Here is a 21,737-nt window from a genome sequence, read left to right on the forward strand (position 1 = left end):
CCAGCCTCGAGGAGTCCATCATGACAGCTCCGGTTACGGCCACTCCCGCCGACACCCGGTCCACGCAAGCTATGCCCCTTAACGTCAAACTCAAGGTTCATCCCGTGATTCTGGCGGGCGGCTCCGGTACACGGTTGTGGCCGATGTCGCGCGAACAGCATCCGAAACAACTGATTGGCCTGCTCGGCGACGACTCGCTGCTGCAGTCGACCACTCGTCGGCTCGACGGGCTCGAAGCCGGCCACCCGCTCGCGGAGCAGCTCGTCGTCGTGGCCAACGAGGAACAGCGTTTCACCACCGCCGAGCAATTGCGCACGAGCGGCAAGCCGACCCGGCTGATTCTCGAGCCCGCCGGGCGCGACACGGCGCCGGCGCTGACGGTGGCCGCCCTTTCGATCGCCGCGCAGGACGAGGACGGCATCATGGTCGTGATGCCCGCCGATCACGCCGTGACCGATATCGACGGTTTTCATGCGGCAGTGGCCGCCGGCGTACAGCATGCGGCTGCCGGCCATATCGTGACAATGGGCATCGTGCCGACGCGTGCGGAAACAGGCTATGGCTACATCCGCATCGGCGCAGCGCTCTGCATGCCTAACGACGCTCGCGCAACAGACGCCGATGCAGCCGGCAAGATCGGCGCGCACAAGCTCGATCGCTTCGTCGAAAAGCCCCATCTGGAATTGGCGCAGCGTTATATCGAATCGCAGGAGTACTGGTGGAACAGCGGCATTTTCATCATGCGCGCGTCGACCTGGCTGAAGGCGATCCGCCACTTCCAGCCGGCGATTCACGAAGCCTGCGAAGCGGCGTTCGCAGGCGGCAAAGCGGACGGCGATTTCTTCCGCCTGCAACGCGACGCGTTCAGCGCCTCGCCGTCGAATTCGATCGACTACGCGGTGATGGAGCAACTGGGTAACGATCAGACCGCCGCGTCCGGCGTGGTCGTGCCACTGCAGGCGGGCTGGTCGGACGTGGGCTCGTGGGACGCGATCTGGGACATCTCGGAGAAAGACGCCCACCAGAACGTGGGCCGCGGCCGCGTGATGTTCGAAGGGGCGGCTTCGACCTTCGCGCATTCGGAAGGACGCCTGATTGCCTGCGTCGGCACGCAGGATCTCGTGGTGGTCGAAACGGCCGATGCGATTCTGGTCGCGGACAAATCGCGCGTGCAGGACGTCAAGAAGATTGTCGGACGGATTCGCAACGATGGCGGGCTGGAGGCGGCCAACCATCGCAAGGTGCATCGCCCGTGGGGCAACTACGATTCCGTCGACACCGGCGAGCGCTTCCAGGTGAAACGCATCGTCGTGAAACCCGGTGCACGGCTCTCGTTGCAAATGCATCATCACCGCGCGGAACACTGGATCGTCGTGCGCGGCACCGCGCTCGTCACGCGGGGTGAAGAGCGCTTCATCGTCTCCGAAAACGAATCGGCTTATATTCCGCTGGGCGTCACCCACCGTCTCGAGAACCCGGGCAAGATGCCGCTCGAAATGATCGAGGTGCAGTCGGGTTCGTATCTCGGCGAAGACGATATCGTGCGCTTCGACGACACGTATGGACGTCAATGATTCACAACGGATGAAGCGGGAACCTGCGGCGGTTGCTCCTAACGGCCGCGGGGTGCTGCTGCGCTAGCCGCCGCGCTTACAGCCGTGCTCATCCCGCTTGGGAGATGAGTTCCGGGTACAGCGGGAAACGATCTGATTCACTGCTTTCGGTCGCAGGCGCTGCCGGTTCGCTGGGGTAACGGCGCAGCGGTCCACGGAACGCATTGAAAGGACTGTGCAAAGGGCCGCCGTGATTCACCGTGACCGGCGCCGGTACATGACGCATGGCCGGCAACGGGCGCGCCGCCGCCGCGTTGACTGCCGGTGCGGCGTCGGCTGCAGCCTGTGTGCGGCATTCGCGGTCGATCCACTGCCGCGCCCATTCGAGCGCGTATCGCTCCGCTTCGTCGGCCTCTTCAAAGCGCGGGCCGACGAGGCCGGAACGCTCGACGCGTTTGCCGTCCTTCATGATCTCCGCCCACGCGCGATACATGGCGTTGGGAACCTGCTCCGCCGCAACGTAGATCACATAGCCGCGCCGGTCGGCGACCTGCGTGCCGCGCGGCGCGAGATTCATCGACAGCGGGCTGCGCTGCTCCTCAAGCTGTTGCGTGCGGCGTGCCGAAGCAATGGCCGAATCCAGACTATGCATGGCCGCGTCCACCGCTCGCGCTTCGTGCGTGCCTTGCACACCGGCGCGCACGGCAGGCCGTGCTGCGAGTGACGAGGGCGACGAAGACGCCGAAGATGCACGGGACACCGGCGGCACGTTCGTCAGCCCGGACAACTGGCGTGTGATATCGGCGATCGGATCGGCCGGACGCCAGTTGCTCAGGCTGCTCGAGACACCGGGCGCTTGCCACGATTCGGGGCTCTTCCACGACACACCACGCAGACTTTCGTCGCGCACGCTGGGGGTTTCCGCTACCGGTGCTGCCGGTTTGGCCGTGACGGGCGGTGCCGGTTGCGGGACGTACGCGAAGGTGCGCCCGGTTTGCGACAACAGCCGAACCATCTCGAGGAGGGTGCCGTTCAACTGCCATTCTTCAAAACGGCGCCGGCATGTGGGGCCCGACGGATAGCGCCCCGGCAGCTTCGACCAGGGTTCGCCAGTTGTCAAAATCCACAGGACGGCATTCGCCACGATGCGCGGTTCGGCGCGGGGCCGTCCGCGTCGGTTCAGACGAACGGCCGGCTCATCGGACACAAGCGCTGCTAGCAGCGCCCATTCGTCATTGCTTAGCTCATCAAAAAACATGGGGTTTTCTCCACGCAGCCTGGCCGGGCCGCGGCTTTGGGCGGCCACGGATTCAACTTTCACGATCCGTGTGCAGCCCTCGGTTGCACAAATATGTTTTGTACGTTCTGTCTGTTGGTCAATATCGCACTGACTTAGTGCGATTTGTCCCTATTGCGAAGCACAAAACGTGGTCTCACTCGTGCGTGGGAGAATTTGTGCACGAAGCATACCATCACCAGGGTTTGCATGAATATCGTTGAGACAAGTGTTACGGATGGAAACAATCTTGTCCTTTTTGCTGCGTCATTTCACGCATTGCTGTAACAGAACGGCTGTCGGTTCCAGCTTCGAAAGACACTATTGCACAGCACAATGACACGACAAATTCGGCGAATTGTCTTTACGAAACAGGCATTTGATCCACAATGCATTTTCATGTGCTTTTGGCGTATTTTTCCCCGGCCGGGAAGCGCGCGGGCGCAGCGGATGGCCAGCACCTGACTGGCATCGAGGCGCACGGGCCGCGCAAGCGAACGCGGCGCTTCTTCATGCTGTTCGCCTTCCTCTCGGCGCCGCGCGAGCGTGGCCGAGCGGCTTGCTTCTAGCGCACCGGGTTCGCCGCGCCCGCACCCACCACAGTCATCCATTGGCGTACGCGCCAGTTCGCCACGAGCCCCGCGAGCACATACGGATCGGCTCTGGCAAAAGCTTCGGCGGCTGCAGGAGAGTCGCCTTCGAAGAGCAGCACGGCAGTGTCCACGGGCTCGGTCAACGCGCCGGCCAGTTGTAATTCACCGCGCGCCGCTGCTGCCCAGGCGAGCGTCAGATGGGCGTCGCGATACGCGCCACGCCGTTCGAGGTAGTCCGGTACGAGGTCATAGATCAACAGATAGTGCATGGCGAGCCTCCTTTGGTTCGCGTGACGAAGACGGTGGGCGGCGCATCGGCGCAGGAATTCGAGTCAAGATTACCCATAGGGTAGTCAATGGTATTTTTCGCGGATTTCCTATTCATTTGCATCTGCAGCAATGTGGATCTAATGCTTAATATTTGATCACCTATTTCAAATGACGGTGAGCCAATTCATTGGCATGCGCCGCGCCAATTATTCCGGATTGCATATCATATTTCTGCACTGCTGCGATTCAGCCGTTTCATTCGCCGGAGCATCGCCATCCTTGCGGTGTAGGTGAAAACCAGCGTGAGCGCTTGTCAACCGGAGCACGCCTTTGTCCGTTCTGGCAGACAGCATTTGCCATAACGGACGTGCCGATGCGCCCTGGACAGCATTTGCCATAACGGACGTGCGCGAGGCGCCCTGGACGCCCTTGACGCCCGTGCGCATGAGCCGCCAAAAAAACGTTTTCACCACCGATGGAGTGTCACATGAAAATCCAATCCGCTATCGCTACGCTGGTGCTGGGTGCTGTCCTCGTATCGCCGGTGTTCGCGCAGAACAGCCAGCAAACGAAAATGGCCGACTGTAACAAGCAGGCCGGCGACAAGAAAGGCGACGACCGCAAGGCGTTCATGAAGACCTGCCTGTCCGCCAAGCCGGCTGCCGCAGCACCGATGAGCCAGCAGGACAAGATGAAGGCGTGCAACACGCAAGCCGGCGACAAGAAGGGCGACGACCGCAAGACGTTCATGAAGACCTGCCTGTCGTCCGCGCCGGCTAACTGAACGCGAGGCAATCGGCGCAGCCCACACGCCGCGCGTTCAACGGCGCATTGCTCGAACGGGGCCGCGCCGCTGTCCGGCGCGGCGGCAGCCGTTCTTCGGTCCTTGCTTCGGTCCTTGCTTCGGTCCTTGCTTCGGTCCTTACTCCTGCTCTTCTTCGCAGTTCATTTCCCCGGCAACCGCTCTCGCGCCACAGATTCCTTCGCTGTCCATCCGCGCGAATGCGCCATTTTTCTTCTATGATGGCTGCGGAGACGGCCCACCCCCACACACAACATTAGACGGGCCGCCATCTTGTCGTTGGTGCTGCAGAGCACCCATCGGAGGCAAGGATGGTATCGAAGCATAAAAACCGCTGGTTGAGGCGGTGGCTGGTCGTCATCATATTCTGGGCCGTGCCCGTGGCGATCGTTGCGGTCAGCGAGATCCGGGAGGAAATGGCGTACAACGCCGTCGACCTCGACCGCGCGCTGACCACCTGGAATTTCACCGACGCACAACGCGCCGCCGGCGCGCCCGCGCGCTGCCATGGCAAGCCTGACGAGGCGCAATCCGCCGGCTGCCCGGCCGATGTGCTGGCCGCCAATGCGCCGCGCCAGCAGGACGCCCGCAACGAATATGGCGTGCGCCGCTCTACGCTCATGGCTTACCTCTGGCATGCGTTCGTTGGCTACTGGATCGTGCCGGCTATCACGCTGTTCCTGATCGGCGTGTTGATCGGGATGATTCGCCGCGCGCTGCGGCGCCCGCCTGTCAAAAGTCCGGTGAACCACGGGTGAGGATGCGGATGCAGCGCGAAGGCAACACTTTCAGTTCGATTTCAACGCGAATCGTGACCGCGAAAAATCGGTAAAAACGGGTCCTTGAGACGGTCCAGTGCACCCGCCGGCGAGCCCGCCCCTGCCCGGCACGATTCGTCGGGGACCCATTCGAACGCCCTGTCCGAGCGTCGTTTTAACGCTCTCCCGCAGCCGGTCAAAATTACATCAACCCGCCCTGCGATGGGTCGCAAACCCCCGCCACACAAGGCTTTTCGCCGAACGGCGAAGTACGCCTTCCCCGCTTGCGTGTGATATAACTTAAAGGCAACCCGGCAACACCCATGAGGTTGTGCCCAGGAACCACGACGGAGAAAAACGATGCAAAGACGAAACTTCATGTTGAAGACGACCGCTGCGCTCGCTTTCGGAGGCCTTGCCCTCACCGGTTGCACGACCACCAGCAGCAGTCCAAGCACGCCCTCCACTGATGCATCCAAACGCCAGTCGATCGATGCCAGCGTCGACGGCACCATCTCGCGCCTGTTCACGACCGTGAAAGGTTCGCGCGAACTCGTCTCCAAGGCGCGCGGCGTACTGGTGTTCCCGTCGGTGCTGCAAGCGGGCTTCATCGTCGGCGGCCAGTATGGCGAAGGTGCGCTGCGCGTCGGCGGCGGCACAGTGGGTTACTACAGCACGGTTTCCGGCTCGCTCGGTCTGACGGCAGGCGCGCAGTCGAAGGCCATCATCTTCCTGTTCATGACGCAGGACTCGCTCGACACATTCCGCAACGCCGACGGCTGGTCGGCGGGCGGCGACGCCTCCGTCGCGCTGGTGAAGATGGGCGCCAACGGCGCGATCGACACGACCACGGCAACCGCCCCGGTCGAAGTATTCGTGCTGACCAACTCCGGCCTGATGGCCGATATCTCGCTGCAGGGCACCAAGGTGTCGCGCCTGAAAATCTAGGCCCGCGCTCCATTGGCCGGCCCTGAGCGCCGCAGCAATAAAAAACGGCGATGCGCATGGCACGTCGCCGTTCTTTTTCGTTTTGCCGCGTGAGGCGACGCTACGCCGCTCTTTTGCCGCGTGAGGCGACGCTACGCGCTCAGCTCCCCGACGTATCGATCACCTTGAAGCGCGAGCGCTTCTGCGCGCGAATCACCGACTGATACGCGTCAACATACTGCTGCGCCATCCGGTGCGACGTGAAGCGCTCTTCGAAGCGTTGCCGCACACCCGCCCGCGGCACTTTATGCAGGCGATTGACCGCCGCCACCGCACCGATCTCGTCTTCGACGATAAAGCCGGTCACACCGTCGTCCAGCACTTCCGGCACCGAGCCGCGGTTAAACGCAATCACCGGCGTGCCGCACGCCATCGCTTCGATCATCACGAGGCCGAACGGCTCCGGCCAGTCGATCGGGAAGAGCAGCGCATGCGCGCCCGATAGAAACTCGGCCTTCTGGTTATCCGCGATCTCGCCGATGAACTCGACATGCGGCAAGTCCAGCAACGGCCGGATCTCACGCTCGAAATATTCGTGGTCGGCGGCATCCACCTTCGCGGCGATGCGAATCGGCATCCCGCAGCGCCCGGCAATCCGGATTGCGGTATCGACCCGTTTTTCCGGCGAGATACGGCCCAGAAACGCGAGGTACTTCTGCTCGACGGGCTGCGGCGTGTAGAGCTGCTCCGGCAGACCGTGATAGACGGTTGTGAGCCACTTGGCCTGCGGCAACGGATGACGCTGCGAATTCGAAATCGAGATCACCGGCGCGGTATTGAAAGTGTCGAATACCGGCTGCTGCTCGGGCAAGTCGAGGCGGCCATGCATCGTCGTGACGAAGGGGGTCTCCTGACGCTTGAAGACCGAAAACGAGTAGTAGTCGAGGTGAAAATGCAGCACGTCGAAGTTTTCGGCCTGGCGGCGCACCAGTTCCATCAACAGCATATGGGGCGCGATGCGATCGCGGATCCCCGGATCCAGACGCAGCGCGCGCGGCCATACCGGTTCGAGCTTTGCGCTCGTGACGGAATCGCCGCTCGCGAATAGCGTAACGTCATGGCCGAGGTCGACCAGCGCCTCGGTGATGTAGGACACGACGCGCTCTGTGCCGCCGTATAGCTTTGGCGGCACCGATTCGGTCAAAGGGGCGATCTGCGCAATCTTCATATTTTGTCTCCGTGAACTGACGGCTTGCGCCAATGGCGGTGCACGTCAGCGGCGCTGCGTATGACAGCGCCGGTCCCTCTCCATTGATGCAGTGAACGCCGGGTGTCCTCCTGCACCATCCGCATCAAAGCATTATTCACCAGGGCGCAACAAAAAAGCCCTCGGCTTTGCAATTCCTGTGCGCTGTTACATTCAGCTTACATGGTCGAGAAGGAACCGGGTGGCCCTATCTCAACTGCCCGAGCGATACGATCAACTCGCGCAGCGACCGATACCCCGCAATGGCCAACGCCCTCGGCACGCAGACGGCTTTCGAACCGACGCGCACCACCGGGCGCCCGCTGACACTACATCGTTCAAACGCACCATCACTTATGCCCACCGCCTTTGCCCGGCTTCTGCACGGGCACATTGCGCAAATCGTTCAGGAAGGTATCGCGCCACACGCCGAGATCGTTCTTGCGCAGCGCCGCCATGTTGATCTCGTGACGCTGCTGGCGCGCATCGAGCGGCATTTGCAAGGCACGCTGCAAGGCCTCGCACATGCCGATCGCATCGTGCGGATTGACCAGCAGCGCGCCGGTCAGCTCCGCGGCCGCGCCCGCGAAGATCGACAACACCAGCACGCCCGGATCGTCAGGATTTTGCGCGGCGACGTACTCCTTCGCGACCAGGTTCATACCGTCGTGCAAGGGCGTCACAAAGCCGATCTGCGACTCGCGAAACAGCGACATCAGCTTCCAGCGGTCGTACTGCTGATTCAGATAGCGGATCGGCGTGTAGTCGAGGCCCGAATAACGGCCGTTGATGCGCCCCGCTTCGTATTCAAGATCCTGGCGGATCTTCTGATACGTGGCGACGTCCGACCGGGTCGGCGGCGCAATCTGCACAAGCGTGACGTTGCCGCGCCATTCGGGCGAGCGTTCCAGCAACTGCTCGAACGCACGAAACCGTTCAACGAGCCCCTTCGAGTAATCGAGCCGGTCGACGCTCATGATCAGCTTGCGGCCCTCCAGACTCTGCTTCAGATCGAGTACGTGCTGGCGACTTTCGTAGCGCTTGGCCTGTTCGGCGATTTCATCGGGGAATACGCCGATCCGATAGACGCCCGTACGCAACTTGCGGCCGAAGGCTTCGACCTGATTGCCGCCGCTGACGGTGCCGCGCGCGTGGCGTGTCACGTAGTCGTGGAAAGCGAGTTCATCGGTCGTGGTCTGGAAGCCCAGCAGGTCATAGCACGACAGCGATTTCACCAACTCTTCGTGCGGTGGAATGTTGAGCAGAATCTGCGGCGCGGGAAACGGAATGTGCAGGAAAAAGCCGATGCGGTTCGTGACGCCTTCGGAGCGCAGCGCTTCGGCGAACGGGATCAGATGGTAGTCGTGAATCCAGAGCACGTCATCGGCTTCGAGCAGCCTGATCAGCTTGTGCGCGAGCCACGCGTTGACGCGCCGGTAGCCCGCGTACTCTTCGCGCTCGTAACGCGCGAGGTCGTTGCGATAGTGGAATACCGGCCACAGCGTCGCATTCGAAAAGCCGCGGTAGTACTGGTCGTAGTCCTTGCGCGTCAGCCCGACGGTCGCGAAGGTCACGGCACCGTCCTGCTCCAGCGTCGGACCAGCGTTGGCGACGGTCTCGCTCACCACGTCGCCGCTCCAGCCGAACCACACGCCTCCTGCATCCTTCAGCGCGCCGAACACGCCGACCGCAAGGCCACCCGCCGATCCTTTGGTTTCCGTCGGTGTTGCGACGCGATTCGACACGACGATCAGTCGGCCCATGTTGGCAGCCCTCCTTGGTTCGCACGGCGCGGCCGATGTGCTGTAAACACTTCGCCTGCTCCGGCACGACAACGCCTCAGAGGAATCTAGCCGGTGAAGCAGGCCGCGCAGACAAAACCACGCCAGGTTCGTGGATCAGATCGACGGTTCGACTGCTTTAGTGCGTGATCAGTTGCCGCTTCTGCAAGGAAATGCCTTGCCGAGTCCCAGCGAGATCGCCGTACTGGCGTTATAGCCCGCAACGATCGGGTTCTCGGCGATGTACTTGCGTACCGCGTCGGTCAGTTGCGCCGAGCGCGCGTCCGCCGGCAGGCAGTAGTACTGGCCGACGCGCGGGCCGGTGGTGCCGCCGATTGCGTCGATCGTGTTGAAGATACCGTCGGCAGCGCCTTCGATATACGCGGCACACGCACTACGCGATGCAATATCGGTCTTCGTGCACAGCTTGTTGAGGTCGCCCCCTGTAAACGCGGCTGCCGATAGCGGTACGGCAAGCGCGCTGGCGAAAATCAAAGCCCGCAGCATGGTGTTCCTTTCCAGGGTCGTTTATCAGGCGGTCTTGCGCCGCATCGAACCGGCGCACCTCGTAGCGCGCCAAGCCGTCATTCTGCACTGTTTTGCGAAGCGGCAGGCATGCCGACAACCGCTATGTGCGGGCAAATGTGTGAACTGGCAGCCGGCGTTCCAGCAATCCGGCGGCCCGCGCTCGTGCGGCGAGCGCGCCGGCCGCCGATGCGCCGGTTCTTCGCGCAGTTCACTTCTGCTGCATCTGCTGCAGGCGCGCGGTGAGTCCTTCGACCACGTCCGGTTCCTTGTAGGTCTTCGCGAAATCGAGCGCGGTCATGCCGATCTGGTTCTTCACCGTGAGATCCGCGCCGTTGTCGAGCAGGAGCTTCACCGTCGACACGTGACCGCCACGCGCGGCCATCATCAACGGCGTGGTGCCGTTCGGCGAGCCGGCGTCGACGTAGGCCGAATGATCGAGCAGCACCTTGACGATAGCGTCGTTGCCGTTCGCAGCCGCGTAGTGCAGCGGTGCCCAGCCCTTCTTGTTGACTTCGGCGTCCTTCGCGATCAGCAGGTTGACGAAATCGAGGTCGCCGGTCAGCGCGGCCATCATCATCGCGTTCTCGCCGGCCCTATCCTGGATCTCAATGTTGGTCTTCGGATTGGCGAGCAGCGCGGCGCCCACCTTGTCCGACTTCTCGCGCGCGGCGATCACCAGCAGCGGGAAGCCCTGGTTGTCGACGCTGTTCGGGTCCATGCCCTTGGCGAGCAGCTTGTTGACGCTGTCGACGTCGTCGAATTTAACCGACTTGATCAGCGAGTCGATCGGCGCGGCCTGAACCGGCGAGGCGAGCAGCGAAGTCAATGCGGCGCAGGCGAGCGTGGCGGCCAGCGCGAGGCGCGATGCGCCGCGGCGTGCCGAACCGAAGGCGGTTTGCACCGCCGAAGTCTCTTGCAACGCTGCGGCCGAAGTCGAATAATTTGTCATGTCTTACTTTAGGAAACGTCCCTATCCTTTTGATATTTATCGGCTTTGCCAATCACATGCCAGCTGGCGTGGGGATCTTGAAGAGCCGGAAGAAGTTTTGTGTCGTCGCGGCGCCCAGCGCCGTCTCCGGTATGTCGCGTTGCTGCGCGATGAAGCGTCCGACATAACTTACGTACGCAGGTTCATTAGGCTTGCCGCGATACGGCACGGGCGCGAGATACGGCGAGTCGGTTTCGATCAGCAAGCGCTCGAGCGGCACGCGCCGCGCGACGTCCTGCACGTCGGTCGCGCTCTTGAACGTGACGATGCCCGACAGCGAAATGTAAAAATTCTGCGCCAGCGCCTGTTCGGCAATCGCCCACGGTTCGGTGAAGCAGTGCATCACGCCGCCCGGCTCGCTCGCGCGCTCCTCGGCCATGATGCGCAGCGTGTCTTCCGCCGATGAACGCGTGTGAATGATCAGCGGCTTCTTCGTGGCGTGCGCCGCGCGGATATGGGTGCGGAAGCGCTCCCGCTGCCATTCCATATCGGCGATCGTGCGGCCTTCCAGGCGATAGTAGTCGAGGCCGGTCTCGCCGATCGCGACCACCTTCGGATGCGCGGCCAGTTCGACGAGTTCGGCGAGGCTCGGCTCGCGCATGTCCTCGTGATCCGGATGCACCCCGACCGATGCAAACACGTTCTCGTGCTGGCTGGCGATCGCGAGGACAGAGGGCAGCGTCTCCAGGTCGACCGAGACGCACAGCGCATGCGTGACCGAATGGCTGCGCATGTTCTCGAGCACCTGAGGCAGGCGGTCGGCGAGTCCTTCGAAGTTGATATGGCAGTGCGAATCGACAAACATGATGGTGTCCTGCTGATAAATAGCTGGGTGTGAATCTGGCCGCCGAACAGGCGGTGAATCCGCTTGCCAGTCAGACGGCGGCCGCGTCGAGCCGCTTGCCGACAATCACCAGATCGCGCTCCACGCCGTCCAGCACCGCGACGCGCGGCAGCGACCCCCACGTGTCGAAACCGAACGCGCGGAACAGGCGCAGGCTCGCGTCATTGTGGCCGAAGATAAAGCCCAGCACCGTGTCGATGCCGAGCGCCGGCGCCGCCGCGAGCGAGGCCGCCAGCAGTTGCTTGCCGAGCCCCTTGCCGCGCGCGCTTTCGTCCAGATAGATGCTGACTTCGGCGGTGCGCAGATAGGCCGGGCGGCCGTAGAAGTCCGAGAAGCTCAGCCACGCGATCACCCGGCCGGGCTGCTGCGGATCTTCCACCACCCACAGCGGGCGCTTTTGCGGGCCGTGCGCGTGAAACCACGCCAGACGGCTTTCGACGCTCACCGGTTCGAGATCTGCGGTGACTTGCCGCGACGGCACGGTCGAGTTGTAGATGGCGACGATCGCGGGCAGATCGTCGAGCGTGGCATCGCGGTAGGAAAGGCTCATGGTGCTTTGAACGTGAGATGGAAGATGAATCAGCGGACGCACTCACCGGTGGGCGCGGCGCGGTAAGGCACGCCAGCCCCGGGCCGGACCGGCCGCCATCTGCAGACTACGCAAACAGCTCGCGATAGCCGATAAACAGTTCTTCGAACACCAACCGCGCGTTCAGCGGATGGTTCTCGACGGCGCGCTGGCGTGTCACGGTGCGCATGAAGCGCGCGAACGCGCTGGCGTCGGCTTGCGCTGCACAGCGCGTCAATGCGGTCGACGCCTGCGGAAAATAGCGCGGCACGCCGGCCGTGCGCTGTGCCAGCAAATCGTACATCCAGCGCTGCAGCCAGCCGAGCACGAGCGGCACCGGCAGCTTCTGCAGCGCCTCGCCGCAAGCAAAGGCGTCGCACTCGGCGCCGGCGGCGAGTTGCTTGAGGGTCCAGTCACGCAGCGTGCGGTTCTCGTCGCTCGCCAGTGCGAGGGCCGTGAGCGGCGCACCGCCGGCCTCGGCGAGCAGCGCGGGCGCTTCGGCGACACCTTGCGCGGCCAGCCATTTCGTGGCGACCTCTGGCGCGGGCATCGTCATCGGCCACTGGCGGCAGCGGCTGATAATGGTGGGCAGCAGGCGGTCGATGCGCGCCGACACCATCAAAAACACCACGCCCGCCGGCGGTTCCTCCAGCGTTTTCAGGAGTGCGTTGGCTGCGGCGATGTTGAGCCCCTCGGCGGGATACAGCACGACCACGCGCGCGCCGCCACGGTGCGAACCGACGCCGACGAAATCGAGCAGGCCGCGAATCTGCTCGATCTTGATTTCCTTGCTGGGCGCGCGGCTCTTCTTGCCTTCGTCGCCCTCGGCCTTCTCGGCTTTTTCGTCCGCGGCGGCGTTACCGAGGCCGGCTTCGGCGGCCAGCGCTTCGGGCACAACGATCCGATAGTCCGGATGATTGCCCTGCGTGAACCAGTTGCACGCCACGCACGCGCCGCAGGGCTCGCCGTTGGCCTGCTGGGCCTCGCACAAAAGCCCTTGCGCGAGGTGCTGCGCGAAGCGCAGCTTGCCGATCCCCGCTTGGCCATGCAGCAGCAAGGCGTGCGGCCAGTGCCCACGCAACTGCTGCAGGCGATTCCAGTCATCGGCTTGCCACGGATAAATCATCGTTTCTCTTTTAAATCAATCGGTTGACGACACTTGATGAGACACCAAGCGAACTCTGCCGCCGTTATAATTCAGGATTATATTCTTTAAGAATCAAAGAACTGCGATCAGTTCTTCGAGTTGCTTCTGAATTCGTGCGATGCTCTGCGAAGAGTCAATGATAGCGAACCGGTACGGGGCTTCTTCCGCGCGGCGCAGATATTCGGCGCGGGTGCGGTTGAAAAATGCCTCCGACTCGCTTTCGAACCGGTCCGGATCGCGCGCGGCGCTGCGCCGTTCGCTAGCGATTTCCGGCGCGAGGTCGAACAGCACCGTTAGCTCCGGCTGAAAACCGCCCTGCACCCAGCGTTCGAGTGTTTCCAGCTTGTCGCGCGGCAGGCCGCGGCCGCCGCCCTGGTAGGCGAAGGTCGCGTCGGTAAAACGGTCGGACAGCACCCAGTCGCCGCGCGCCAGCGCCGGCTCGATCACTTCGGCCAGATGCTGACGGCGCAGCGCGAACATGAGCAACGCTTCGGTTTCGAGGTCCATCTTCTGATGCAGCACGATCTCGCGAATCTGTTCGCCGAGCGATGTGCCGCCCGGCTCGCGCGTCATGACAACCGAGCGGCCGGTGCTCGCGACCTTCTCTTCGAGGCGTTCGCGAAACCAGCCCAGGTGGGTGGTCTTGCCGGCACCGTCGATGCCCTCAAACGTGATGAATTTGCCCCGCGCCATCATTGCCCTCGAATGTATTTGTCCACGGCTTTGTTGTGATCGCCGAGGGTGTCAGAAAAGATACTGCTGCCGTCGCCGCGCGACACGAAGTACAGCGCGGTGGATTGCGCCGGGTTCATCGCCGCCTGCAGCGATGCGACACCGGGCAGCGAGATGGGGGTTGGCGGAAGCCCCATCCGGGTGTAGGTATTGTAGGGAGTGTCGGTCTGCAGGTCTTTCTTCCTGATGTGGCCGGTGTAGCCATCGCCCATGCCGTAGATCACGGTCGGGTCGGTTTGCAGCGGCATGCCCACCCGCAAACGGTTCGCGAACACGGCCGCCACCATTGACCGGTCCGATGGCTTGCCAGTTTCCTTTTCGATGATCGATGCCATCGTCAATGCATCGTACGGGGTCTTGTACGGCAGGTTCGACGCGCGGGCAATCCACGCCTCATCGAGACGCACGCGCATCAGCCGGTAGGCGCGGCGATAGATGTCCAGATCGCTGGTGTCCTTGTCGAACAGATAGGTGTCCGGGAAAAACAGCCCCTCGCCATTGCCGATCGACGCTTCCGGTGCGCCGATCGCGTTCATCAGATCGGTATCGCTCATGCCGATCGAGTCGTGCTTGAGCGCCGGATTGGCATCCAGTTCGGCGCGCATGCGCTTGAACGTCCACCCTTCGATGATGGTCGCCACGTATTCATTGACGTCGCCGAGCGCGATTTTCTGCAGCACTTCGTACGGCGTGATGCCTGTCTTGAACTCGTAGTTGCCGGATTTGAGATTGCCTTGCAGCCCGAGCAAGCGCGTCATGATGACGAACAGTTCAGGCTGGACCGGCACGCCGCCACGGTTGAGCTGCAGCGTGACGCTGCGCAAGCTGCTGTGCGGTTTGACGGTGACATCGAGTTGCGCGGGGGTTAAATCAAGTGGGCTGGTGGCCCAGTGATAGCCGCCTGCGATGGCGGCTGCGGCCAGCACAACGACGATTGAGCCGGCGACGAAACATTTCTTCAGAAGGGACATGCGAAACGTGGCTGGGTTGGACCTCATATAATACTTGTTTGCCTTAGCTAAAGTCAGAATTGACTGTTCTCGGAATCCATGAACACACCGCTCGCTACCGCTTCAGGCACCCCTTCAGTTGCGCCCGCAGTTGCTCACACGGGCACGGCTGCCGCGGCACAGGCCTCCGCGCCCGTCAGACTCCCTGTCTTGCCGCGCCCCGCCGCTGATGAATTCGACGCCGTCATTCAACACGGCGCCTACATGCCGCTGACCCAGTTCGGCGTGATCGACGTCACCGGCGACGACGCGGCGAGCTTCCTGCATGGCCAGTTGACCAACGACACCCAGCATCTCGACGCCGCCAATGCGCGCCTTGCGGGCTACTGTTCGGCGAAGGGCCGATTGCTGGCGTCGTTTCTGACGTGGCGCACGAGCGACAGGATCCGCCTGCTGGTGTCGAAAGACGTGCAGGCCGCCGTGCAAAAGCGGCTGTCCATGTTCGTTCTGCGCGCCAAGGCCAGGCTCGTGGATGCGAGCGGCGAACTGGCGGTGGTGGGCCTCGCCGGCGACGTGCGCAAAGCGCTTTCCGGCGTGTTCGATGCTTTGCCCGACGGCGTGCATGTGCAGGTGGACGGCACGGCGGGTTCGCTGATTCGCGTTCCGGACGCGCTCGGCCGGCTGCGCTATCTGTGGGTGGGTCCGAAGGCCGCGATCGAGGCGCAGTTGCCCCTGCTCGATGGAAAGCTCAAGCGCGTGTCGCCGGCGGTATGGGATTGGCTCGACATTCGCGCGGGCGAACCCCGCATCACGCAACCGGTGGTCGAGCAGTTCGTGCCGCAAATGGTCAATTTCGACGTACTCGGCGCGGTCAATTTCCGCAAAGGCTGCTATCCGGGTCAGGAAGTGGTGGCGCGCAGCCAGTATCGCGGCACGATCAAGCGGCGCACCTCGCTCGCGAACGTGGCGGGCGAACTGGAAACGGTCAAGGCCGGCGCGGAACTGTTTCACTCGGACGATCCGGGCCAGCCATGCGGGATGGTGGTGAACGCGGCGTCGGCGCCGGAGGGTGGCGTCGATGTGCTGGTGGAGATCAAGCTGGCTGCGCTCGAAGGCGGCTCGGTGCATCTGGGCGCAGCAGACGGTCCGGCGCTGACGTTCCTGGCGTTGCCGTATGGGTTGCCGGCTGAGGTTTAAACACTCCGCTGCTCCATAAAGATCCGCAATCCATTCGCTGCCCAGTCGGTGCCGGCACTCTAACTACCTCCCGGGAGACTCCCCCGATGTGCCTGATCGTCTTCGATTGGCGACCCGATGCGGTCGACGGACCGCTCTTCACGCTCGCCGCGAATCGCGACGAATTCTTTCGCCGTACCGCCGAGCCGATCAGCTGGTGGCATGACGCGCCGACCGTGCTGGCCGGCCGCGATCTGCTGGGTGGCGGCACGTGGCTCGGCATGTCGCGCGATGGCCGCTTCGCCGCGCTGACCAACTACCGCGCACCGCATGAAATGCGCGCCGATGCGCCGACCCGCGGCACGCTTGTCAGCGATTGGCTCAGCGGCTCCGCAAGCGGCCCGGACAATGGCCAGCACGAAACGCCGCTCGACTATCTGCAACATGTCGCGCGAACCGGTGATATCTATAACGGCTTCAATCTGATTATCGGCGACTGGACGCGCCGTGAACTCGGGTGGTACTGCAACCGGTCGAACATTGCGCCCACGCTGCTTACGCCCGGTACGCACGGTATCTCGAATGCGGTGCTCGATACCGCCTGGCCAAAGCTGGTTAAAAAGCGCGCGGAACTGGGCGCCATGCTCACACGTGAGGCGATGCCGCCGCTCGAACGCCTGATCGATCTGATGCGCGATCCGCGCCTCGCGCGCGACGACGAATTGCCGTCCACCGGCATTCCGCTCGAACGCGAGCGGTCGTTGTCGGCGGCGTTTATCGAAACGCCGGAGTACGGCACGCGCGGCACGACCGCGGTGCGCGTGGTCGCGCATGGCGAGGTCATCAGCGTAGCAGCCGCCGAGCGCAGCGACGACAACGGCTCGCACCGGATCGTGCGACCCGGCGACTTCGAGCGTAGTTTTGCGTTCAACGTTGAACGCGAGATTGCCTGACGAGCCGCGGGCAGCGGCGATTACTCAACGCCGAACGCCGCCCGCAATGCCGCGGCGGCATCCTCATGTGCCTGCGCAACGTCGGGCACGTAGCCGCCCATCTTGAAGAACTCGTGAATCATGCCTGGATAGCGTTGCAGCGTGACCTGATTGCCCGCCGCACGCAGTTTCTCCGCATACGCATCGCCCTCGTCGCTTAAAGGATCGTATTCGGCGGTCGCGATCCATCCTGGCGCGAGGCCGCGGAAATCGGGCGCGCCGCGGGGACCATCGAGCGGCGCGAAACGCCAGTCGTCGCGGTCGCTCTTGTCCCGCACGTATTGCTCGAAGAACCATTGAATCGTGTCGCCCGACAGCAGGAAACCATCGGCGAGGCGCGAGTGCGAATCGGTTTGCTGATGGCCCGTGGCGCCCGGGTAGATCAACAGTTGCAGCACGAGTTTGATACCCGCGTCGCGTGCCAGCACCGCGCACACCGTTGCCAGTGTGCCGCCCGCGCTATCGCCACCCACCGCCAGCCGCTCTGCATCGACGCCGTATTCCGCGGCATGCGCGTGCAGCCAGGTCAGCGCATCGAACGCGTCGTCAACGGCGGTGGGAAATTTGTACTCCGGCGCGAGCCGATAATCGACCGACAACACCGTGCACTTGCCATCGCGCGCGAACATCCGGCACAACGCATCGTGCGTATCGACACTGCCGACCGTGAAGCCGCCGCCGTGGTAATACACTACCGCCGGCGCAGGCTCGGCCCAGCTCGGCTCGACAGGCTGATAAAGACGCGCGCGAATTGTCGCGCCGTCGCGCGTCGGCACCTGCAGGTCTTCGACCGCGAACATGGGCGCGCTCGCGATCTCCAGAATCGGCGCGCTTTTCTCGTAGGACGCTCGCGCCGCTTGCGGGCTCAACTCGTGAAGTTGCGGGCGTTTCGCGCGCGCGATCATGTCGAGCACCTGCTCGATCTTCGGATTCAGCGGCATTGGGCTTCTGGTGGCGCGTGGGCGCCGACAATTAGTGGGTCAAAAAATGGGTAAGCAGCCCCTAGCTCACATTCTTCACTTCGGGCTTCAGCGACATCGGATCAGTCGGGTTGCGCAACTGCTCGATATCCTCGTGACGCAGTTTCACCGACGCCATGATGCCCGGGTGCGTGACGATGTAAAAGCGCCGCGCGGCAATCGCTTCGAACGTGATGTCGGCGACGTCGGCCGCGCTCAGCTTGCCCGATTGCACCGCGCGTTGCAGTTGTTTGCCGGCGGCGATCTGCGAGCGGGTCGGCCCGCTATCGTTGCGCAGTTCCGCGGGCCGTGCGCGTTCCGCGTCGGCGATGCCGGTCGGCACGAAGGCCGGACATAACAGCGAACAGCCGACCTCGCCGCCCCCCGCCGCCTGTGCGAGTTGCAGGTCGTGATAGAGCGTCTCGGTCAGCGACACCACGGCGTGCTTCGAGGCGTTGTAGATGCCCATCGCGGGCGGCGACAGCAAACCCGCCACCGACGCCGTGTTGACGATATGCGCAGGCTCGTTCTGCCGCAGCATGATTGGCGTGAAGGCGCGCACGCCGTGCGCGACGCCCATCACGTTGACGTTGAACACCCACGCCCAGTCGTTCGCCGAGCTTTCCCAGAGGAAGCCGCCCGAGCCCACGCCCGCGTTGTTGAACAGAAGATGCACCTTGCCGAAGGCGCCGAGCGCCGCTTGCGCGAGCGCTTCGACCTGGGCGGCGTCAGACACGTCCGTCGGCACGCCGATTGCCTCGGCGCCGCCGGCGCGCAATGCGCCGACGGTTTGAAGAAGCGCCTCGGGATTCACGTCGGCGAGCACGAGCTTCATGCCGAGCGAGGCACCCTTCTCCGCGAACGCCCGGCCGAAACCGCTTGCGGCACCGGTGATCACCGCCACCTTGCCGGCGAATTCGAACATCGTTTCTCTCCTGGGTTGATCAGCTCGGGATGATCGGCCGAGAGCCGCCAGCCGATACGTTTATCGGCTGGGCTTCATCGACATCTACCACATGCGCGGTTCGACAGCCGCCGTGCTCAGATCAGCTTGACGAGCTGCTTGCCGAAGTTCTTGCCCTTCAGGAGACCGATGAACGCCTCGGGCGTCGCATCGAGCCCTTGCGCGATGGTCTCGCGATATTGCAGCTTCTTCTGCGCGACCAGGGTGCCGAGTTGCGTGAGCGCTTCGGGCCACACGTCCATATGCTCGCTGACGATGAAGCCCTGCACCAGCAACCGCTGCGTGAGCATTAGCGACGGATACTTGAGCGGCAGCGGCTGGCCGTCGTAGCCGGCAATAAATCCACACAACGCAATGCGGCCGAACGCGTTCATGCGTGCGAGCGTTGCGTCGAGCACTTCGCCGCCGACGTTCTCGAAGTAGCCATCGACGCCATCCGGCGTCACGGCTTTGAGGTCCTGATACAGATTGCCGGCCTTGTAGTCGACGCAGGCGTCGAAGCCGAGCGTCTCGACCACGTAGCGGCACTTATCCGCGCCGCCCGCGATGCCGACCGCGCGTGCGCCGGCCAGCTTCGCCAGTTGCCCGACTACGCTGCCCACGGCGCCGCTCGCCGCGCTGACCACCACCGTCTCGCCTGCTTTCGGTACGATAATTTTGTTCAGGCCATACCAGGCCGTCACGCCGGGCATGCCGACCGAGCCGAGATACGCCGACAGCGGCACGTGCGTAGCGTCGACCTTCTGCACGCCCGCACCGTTCGAGGTGCCGTACTCCTGCCAGCCGAACATCGCGACGACCTTGTCGCCGAGCGCGAATTTCGGATTCTTCGACTCCACCACTTCGCCCACCGTGCCGCCGATCATCACCTCGTTCAGCGGCTGCGGCGCCGCATACGACTTGCTGTCGTTCATGCGGCCGCGCATGTACGGATCCAGCGACAGGAAGTGATTGCGCACGCGCACTTCGCCATCGGCCAGCGGCGCAAGCGGCGTTTCGACGAGCTTGAAGTTATCGGACGTAACAGCGCCTTGCGGACGCGAAGCCAGCACGAGTTGACGGTTGATCTGGGGCATGACGATCGTCTCCATGGGTTACCGATGTGATCGGCGAATAGTTTGAACGAACGGTATTTGCAACAACAGGATCCGGCGCGCGAGGCACTCAACGCGCGCGCGGGTCATCCGGTGATTAGCCGTCGCTTGGGCCGGGTTTCGCCGAAGGATCGCTGCGCAGACGCTGTTGCGTCACGTCGCGGCCCACGGCGAGACGCCGCATGTATTTGAAGGTGCCGAGCGCTTTGGCGACGAAGTGGCCTTCGCTGTCGCGGATCTCGCCTTCGCAATAGGCCATGGTGGTCGAGCGGTGCAGCACGCGGCCGGTGGCGCGCAGTTCGCCGCGGCCCGGTTGCATGAAGTTGACCTTCATCTCGATGGTGACCACGCCGACGCCGTCGCCGGCCAGACTGCGCGCGGCCATCGCGAGTGCGACGTCGGCGAGCGTCATGGTCACGCCGCCGTGCGCGACATCCCACGCGTTCATGTGATCGGACTGCAACGGCAGCACGACTTCGCTGATGCCGTCGCCCGCCGACACGAGTTGCGCGCCAAGCCGGTCGGCGAAGGGACTTTCAGGCAACGACGCGTTGCCCGTTTTAAATGAGGGTGAATCGGTCATTGCTGATTTCAGATTTCGTAGTCGACACATTCACGCGATTCGCGCACCGCACCCACGAAGCCCTTCAGTGCCGTGTGCGTCGGATGGACCTGGTAGGCGTCGAGCGCGGCTTTGTCGGTAAAGTCCGACACCAGCACGATGTCATAGGTCGATTCGAGGCCCGCTGCCGCGATGCCAACTTCGAGTTTGAGGATGCCGGGAACGATGTCGCGGCAGCCTTCGAGCTTGTCCTTCAGCTTCAGGGCGTTCTCAGCACGCGAGGCACCTTCTGCGTGCTCTCTGAGCTTCCACATCACAATATGACGGATCACGGGATTACCTTGTTCGAGTCAATTCATTGAACTGGGGCTTTGCGTCCGCTGAAACGGCGCACGCGCGCAATCGCAAATGATAACCGCTATAGCGTTCGTGCATGCGCCACCTGAAACGTCTCTACCGCCGCAGAACGGCCCGCTACAATGCATGATCCACGCCGCTTCCCTCGAGGTGCCGGTCATGTCCTTCTTTCGCGTACTGCTGTCCCGCCGTCACGCCCGTCTGGCCGCGATCCTCGCCGTCGTCACGCTGACGCTCAACGGCTGCGCAGGTCTGTTCGGCGGCGACCCTTTGCGCGTCAACGTGGCCGGCATCGAACCGGTCGACGCTCAGGGCCTGGAGATGCGCTTCAACGTCAAACTGCGTATCCAGAATCCCAATGAATCCGCTGTCAACTTCGACGGCGTGTCGCTCGATCTCGAACTGAACGGCAAGCCGTTCGCCAGCGGTGTCAGCGATCAGAGCGGCAGCGTGCCGCGCTTTGGCGAAACGGTCGTCAATGTGCCGTTGACGGTGCCCGCCTTCGCCGCAGTTCGCCAGGCTTTCGCCTTTGCGGGCGCCGTGCAGGCGGGACAGATTCCGTACATCTTGCGCGGCAAGCTCGCCGGCGGCCTGACAGGCACGACCCGCTTCGTCTATCAAGGCACGTTGAGCCTGCCGGCACTCGGCATGGCTTTGCCCTGACCCCGGT

Annotated in this window: 23 protein-coding genes; 7 read left to right on the plus strand and 16 right to left on the minus strand. The window is 63.3% G+C overall.

The window, feature by feature from the left end:
• The first annotated feature begins 20 nt into the window (after positions 1–20).
• A complete protein-coding gene (locus tag P3T22_RS03755) occupies positions 21–1,574 on the plus strand; it encodes a mannose-1-phosphate guanylyltransferase/mannose-6-phosphate isomerase (RefSeq protein WP_063496231.1) in 1,554 nt (517 codons plus the stop codon).
• 88 nt (positions 1,575–1,662) lie between these two features.
• Here P3T22_RS03755 and P3T22_RS03760 read toward each other — a convergent pair whose 3' ends face one another.
• Both P3T22_RS03760 and P3T22_RS03765 read right to left on the minus strand, forming a co-directional pair.
• On the minus strand, positions 1,663–2,811 hold the full coding sequence (locus tag P3T22_RS03760; RefSeq protein WP_063496232.1) for a DUF6566 family protein: 1,149 nt from the start codon (positions 2,809–2,811) through the stop codon (positions 1,663–1,665).
• A gap of 583 nt (positions 2,812–3,394) precedes the next feature.
• Positions 3,395–3,691, minus strand: a complete 297-nt coding sequence (locus P3T22_RS03765; RefSeq protein ID WP_063496234.1) for a YciI-like protein — start codon at positions 3,689–3,691, stop codon at positions 3,395–3,397.
• Between the two features lie 488 nt (positions 3,692–4,179).
• On the opposite strand from P3T22_RS03765, the gene P3T22_RS03770 reads away from it, so the two are divergent.
• The 3 genes from P3T22_RS03770 to P3T22_RS03780 all read left to right on the plus strand — a co-directional run bounded on the left by P3T22_RS03770 (position 4,180) and on the right by P3T22_RS03780 (position 6,200).
• Complete coding sequence (locus P3T22_RS03770; RefSeq protein WP_063496235.1) at positions 4,180–4,476, plus strand: PsiF family protein; 297 nt, start codon at positions 4,180–4,182, stop codon at positions 4,474–4,476.
• A 329-nt stretch (positions 4,477–4,805) separates the two neighbouring features.
• The gene (locus tag P3T22_RS03775; RefSeq protein WP_429324256.1) at positions 4,806–5,252 is read left to right on the plus strand and encodes a hypothetical protein; all 447 of its coding nucleotides are present in this window, start codon (positions 4,806–4,808) and stop codon (positions 5,250–5,252) included.
• 360 nt (positions 5,253–5,612) lie between these two features.
• The gene (locus P3T22_RS03780; RefSeq protein ID WP_063496237.1) at positions 5,613–6,200 is read left to right on the plus strand and encodes a BPSL1445 family SYLF domain-containing lipoprotein; all 588 of its coding nucleotides are present in this window, start codon (positions 5,613–5,615) and stop codon (positions 6,198–6,200) included.
• A 139-nt stretch (positions 6,201–6,339) separates the two neighbouring features.
• Here the strand turns inward: P3T22_RS03780 and P3T22_RS03785 are convergent, their stop codons facing one another.
• From P3T22_RS03785 to mltG, 9 genes are all read right to left on the minus strand, one after another.
• The gene (locus P3T22_RS03785; protein ID WP_063496238.1) at positions 6,340–7,407 is read right to left on the minus strand and encodes a glycosyltransferase family 4 protein; all 1,068 of its coding nucleotides are present in this window, start codon (positions 7,405–7,407) and stop codon (positions 6,340–6,342) included.
• A gap of 368 nt (positions 7,408–7,775) precedes the next feature.
• The gene (gene otsA, locus P3T22_RS03790) at positions 7,776–9,188 is read right to left on the minus strand and encodes an alpha,alpha-trehalose-phosphate synthase (UDP-forming) (RefSeq protein ID WP_429324257.1); all 1,413 of its coding nucleotides are present in this window, start codon (positions 9,186–9,188) and stop codon (positions 7,776–7,778) included.
• A 168-nt stretch (positions 9,189–9,356) separates the two neighbouring features.
• On the minus strand, positions 9,357–9,713 hold the full coding sequence (locus P3T22_RS03795) for a Rap1a/Tai family immunity protein (protein ID WP_063496240.1): 357 nt from the start codon (positions 9,711–9,713) through the stop codon (positions 9,357–9,359).
• 229 nt (positions 9,714–9,942) lie between these two features.
• Positions 9,943–10,683, minus strand: coding sequence for an ankyrin repeat domain-containing protein (locus P3T22_RS03800; RefSeq protein WP_429324258.1), 741 nt, complete (start codon positions 10,681–10,683; stop codon positions 9,943–9,945).
• Positions 10,684–10,735: 52 nt separating this feature from the next.
• Positions 10,736–11,527: a TatD family hydrolase gene (locus tag P3T22_RS03805; protein WP_063496242.1), complete on the minus strand. Its 792-nt coding sequence runs from the start codon at positions 11,525–11,527 to the stop codon at positions 10,736–10,738.
• Positions 11,528–11,597: 70 nt separating this feature from the next.
• A complete protein-coding gene (locus P3T22_RS03810; RefSeq protein WP_063496243.1) occupies positions 11,598–12,116 on the minus strand; it encodes a GNAT family N-acetyltransferase in 519 nt (172 codons plus the stop codon).
• Positions 12,117–12,222: 106 nt separating this feature from the next.
• Entirely contained in the window at positions 12,223–13,260 is a 1,038-nt protein-coding gene (locus tag P3T22_RS03815) for a DNA polymerase III subunit delta' (protein ID WP_429324259.1), read from the minus strand.
• A 93-nt stretch (positions 13,261–13,353) separates the two neighbouring features.
• Positions 13,354–13,974, minus strand: a complete 621-nt coding sequence (tmk, locus tag P3T22_RS03820) for a dTMP kinase (protein ID WP_063496245.1) — start codon at positions 13,972–13,974, stop codon at positions 13,354–13,356.
• On the minus strand, positions 13,974–14,984 hold the full coding sequence (gene mltG, locus P3T22_RS03825) for an endolytic transglycosylase MltG (protein WP_063496246.1): 1,011 nt from the start codon (positions 14,982–14,984) through the stop codon (positions 13,974–13,976). The genes tmk and mltG overlap by 1 nt, the downstream gene beginning before the upstream one ends.
• 78 nt (positions 14,985–15,062) lie before the next feature.
• Between mltG and P3T22_RS03830 the strand changes: the two genes are divergently transcribed.
• Together P3T22_RS03830 and P3T22_RS03835 are read left to right on the plus strand one after the other, a co-directional pair.
• Positions 15,063–16,160, plus strand: coding sequence for a YgfZ/GcvT domain-containing protein (locus tag P3T22_RS03830; RefSeq protein WP_429324260.1), 1,098 nt, complete (start codon positions 15,063–15,065; stop codon positions 16,158–16,160).
• 86 nt (positions 16,161–16,246) lie between these two features.
• The gene (locus tag P3T22_RS03835) at positions 16,247–17,092 is read left to right on the plus strand and encodes an NRDE family protein (protein ID WP_429324261.1); all 846 of its coding nucleotides are present in this window, start codon (positions 16,247–16,249) and stop codon (positions 17,090–17,092) included.
• Positions 17,093–17,112: 20 nt separating this feature from the next.
• On the opposite strand, the gene P3T22_RS03840 is transcribed toward P3T22_RS03835, so the two are convergent.
• The 5 genes from P3T22_RS03840 to P3T22_RS03860 form a co-directional block, all read right to left on the minus strand.
• Positions 17,113–18,072, minus strand: a complete 960-nt coding sequence (locus tag P3T22_RS03840) for an alpha/beta hydrolase (RefSeq protein ID WP_429324262.1) — start codon at positions 18,070–18,072, stop codon at positions 17,113–17,115.
• Positions 18,073–18,133: 61 nt separating this feature from the next.
• Positions 18,134–19,015 (minus strand): SDR family oxidoreductase, encoded by an 882-nt coding sequence (locus P3T22_RS03845; RefSeq protein WP_429324263.1) that lies wholly within the window; start codon positions 19,013–19,015, stop codon positions 18,134–18,136.
• 116 nt (positions 19,016–19,131) lie between these two features.
• Positions 19,132–20,130, minus strand: a complete 999-nt coding sequence (locus P3T22_RS03850) for an NADP-dependent oxidoreductase (protein ID WP_429324264.1) — start codon at positions 20,128–20,130, stop codon at positions 19,132–19,134.
• Positions 20,131–20,245: 115 nt separating this feature from the next.
• Positions 20,246–20,731, minus strand: coding sequence for a PaaI family thioesterase (locus tag P3T22_RS03855; protein ID WP_063496252.1), 486 nt, complete (start codon positions 20,729–20,731; stop codon positions 20,246–20,248).
• 8 nt (positions 20,732–20,739) lie between these two features.
• Complete coding sequence (locus tag P3T22_RS03860; protein WP_063496253.1) at positions 20,740–21,042, minus strand: Dabb family protein; 303 nt, start codon at positions 21,040–21,042, stop codon at positions 20,740–20,742.
• A 184-nt stretch (positions 21,043–21,226) separates the two neighbouring features.
• Here P3T22_RS03860 and P3T22_RS03865 point away from each other — a divergent pair, with 184 nt between their 5' ends.
• Complete coding sequence (locus P3T22_RS03865) at positions 21,227–21,730, plus strand: LEA type 2 family protein (RefSeq protein ID WP_063496254.1); 504 nt, start codon at positions 21,227–21,229, stop codon at positions 21,728–21,730.
• Positions 21,731–21,737 lie beyond the last annotated feature (7 nt).

This window comes from Paraburkholderia sp. GAS348, from assembly GCF_050434205.1.
Lineage (GTDB): Bacteria > Pseudomonadota > Gammaproteobacteria > Burkholderiales > Burkholderiaceae > Paraburkholderia.

Excerpts from the sequence above, each read along its gene's own strand:
- P3T22_RS03755 (WP_063496231.1), top strand. The coding sequence starts at position 21 with ATGACAGCTCCGGTTACGGCCACTCCCGCCGACACCCGGTCCACGCAA.
- P3T22_RS03760 (WP_063496232.1), bottom strand. The coding sequence starts at position 2,811 with ATGTTTTTTGATGAGCTAAGCAATGACGAATGGGCGCTGCTAGCAGCG.
- P3T22_RS03765 (WP_063496234.1), bottom strand. The coding sequence starts at position 3,691 with ATGCACTATCTGTTGATCTATGACCTCGTACCGGACTACCTCGAACGG.
- P3T22_RS03770 (WP_063496235.1), top strand. The coding sequence starts at position 4,180 with ATGAAAATCCAATCCGCTATCGCTACGCTGGTGCTGGGTGCTGTCCTC.
- P3T22_RS03775 (WP_429324256.1), top strand. The coding sequence starts at position 4,806 with ATGGTATCGAAGCATAAAAACCGCTGGTTGAGGCGGTGGCTGGTCGTC.
- P3T22_RS03780 (WP_063496237.1), top strand. The coding sequence starts at position 5,613 with ATGCAAAGACGAAACTTCATGTTGAAGACGACCGCTGCGCTCGCTTTC.
- P3T22_RS03785 (WP_063496238.1), bottom strand. The coding sequence starts at position 7,407 with ATGAAGATTGCGCAGATCGCCCCTTTGACCGAATCGGTGCCGCCAAAG.
- otsA (WP_429324257.1), bottom strand. The coding sequence starts at position 9,188 with ATGGGCCGACTGATCGTCGTGTCGAATCGCGTCGCAACACCGACGGAA.
- P3T22_RS03795 (WP_063496240.1), bottom strand. The coding sequence starts at position 9,713 with ATGCTGCGGGCTTTGATTTTCGCCAGCGCGCTTGCCGTACCGCTATCG.
- P3T22_RS03800 (WP_429324258.1), bottom strand. The coding sequence starts at position 10,683 with ATGACAAATTATTCGACTTCGGCCGCAGCGTTGCAAGAGACTTCGGCG.
- P3T22_RS03805 (WP_063496242.1), bottom strand. The coding sequence starts at position 11,527 with ATGTTTGTCGATTCGCACTGCCATATCAACTTCGAAGGACTCGCCGAC.
- P3T22_RS03810 (WP_063496243.1), bottom strand. The coding sequence starts at position 12,116 with ATGAGCCTTTCCTACCGCGATGCCACGCTCGACGATCTGCCCGCGATC.
- P3T22_RS03815 (WP_429324259.1), bottom strand. The coding sequence starts at position 13,260 with ATGATTTATCCGTGGCAAGCCGATGACTGGAATCGCCTGCAGCAGTTG.
- tmk (WP_063496245.1), bottom strand. The coding sequence starts at position 13,974 with ATGGCGCGGGGCAAATTCATCACGTTTGAGGGCATCGACGGTGCCGGC.
- mltG (WP_063496246.1), bottom strand. The coding sequence starts at position 14,984 with ATGTCCCTTCTGAAGAAATGTTTCGTCGCCGGCTCAATCGTCGTTGTG.
- P3T22_RS03830 (WP_429324260.1), top strand. The coding sequence starts at position 15,063 with ATGAACACACCGCTCGCTACCGCTTCAGGCACCCCTTCAGTTGCGCCC.
- P3T22_RS03835 (WP_429324261.1), top strand. The coding sequence starts at position 16,247 with ATGTGCCTGATCGTCTTCGATTGGCGACCCGATGCGGTCGACGGACCG.
- P3T22_RS03840 (WP_429324262.1), bottom strand. The coding sequence starts at position 18,072 with ATGCCGCTGAATCCGAAGATCGAGCAGGTGCTCGACATGATCGCGCGC.
- P3T22_RS03845 (WP_429324263.1), bottom strand. The coding sequence starts at position 19,015 with ATGTTCGAATTCGCCGGCAAGGTGGCGGTGATCACCGGTGCCGCAAGC.
- P3T22_RS03850 (WP_429324264.1), bottom strand. The coding sequence starts at position 20,130 with ATGCCCCAGATCAACCGTCAACTCGTGCTGGCTTCGCGTCCGCAAGGC.
- P3T22_RS03855 (WP_063496252.1), bottom strand. The coding sequence starts at position 20,731 with ATGACCGATTCACCCTCATTTAAAACGGGCAACGCGTCGTTGCCTGAA.
- P3T22_RS03865 (WP_063496254.1), top strand. The coding sequence starts at position 21,227 with ATGTCCTTCTTTCGCGTACTGCTGTCCCGCCGTCACGCCCGTCTGGCC.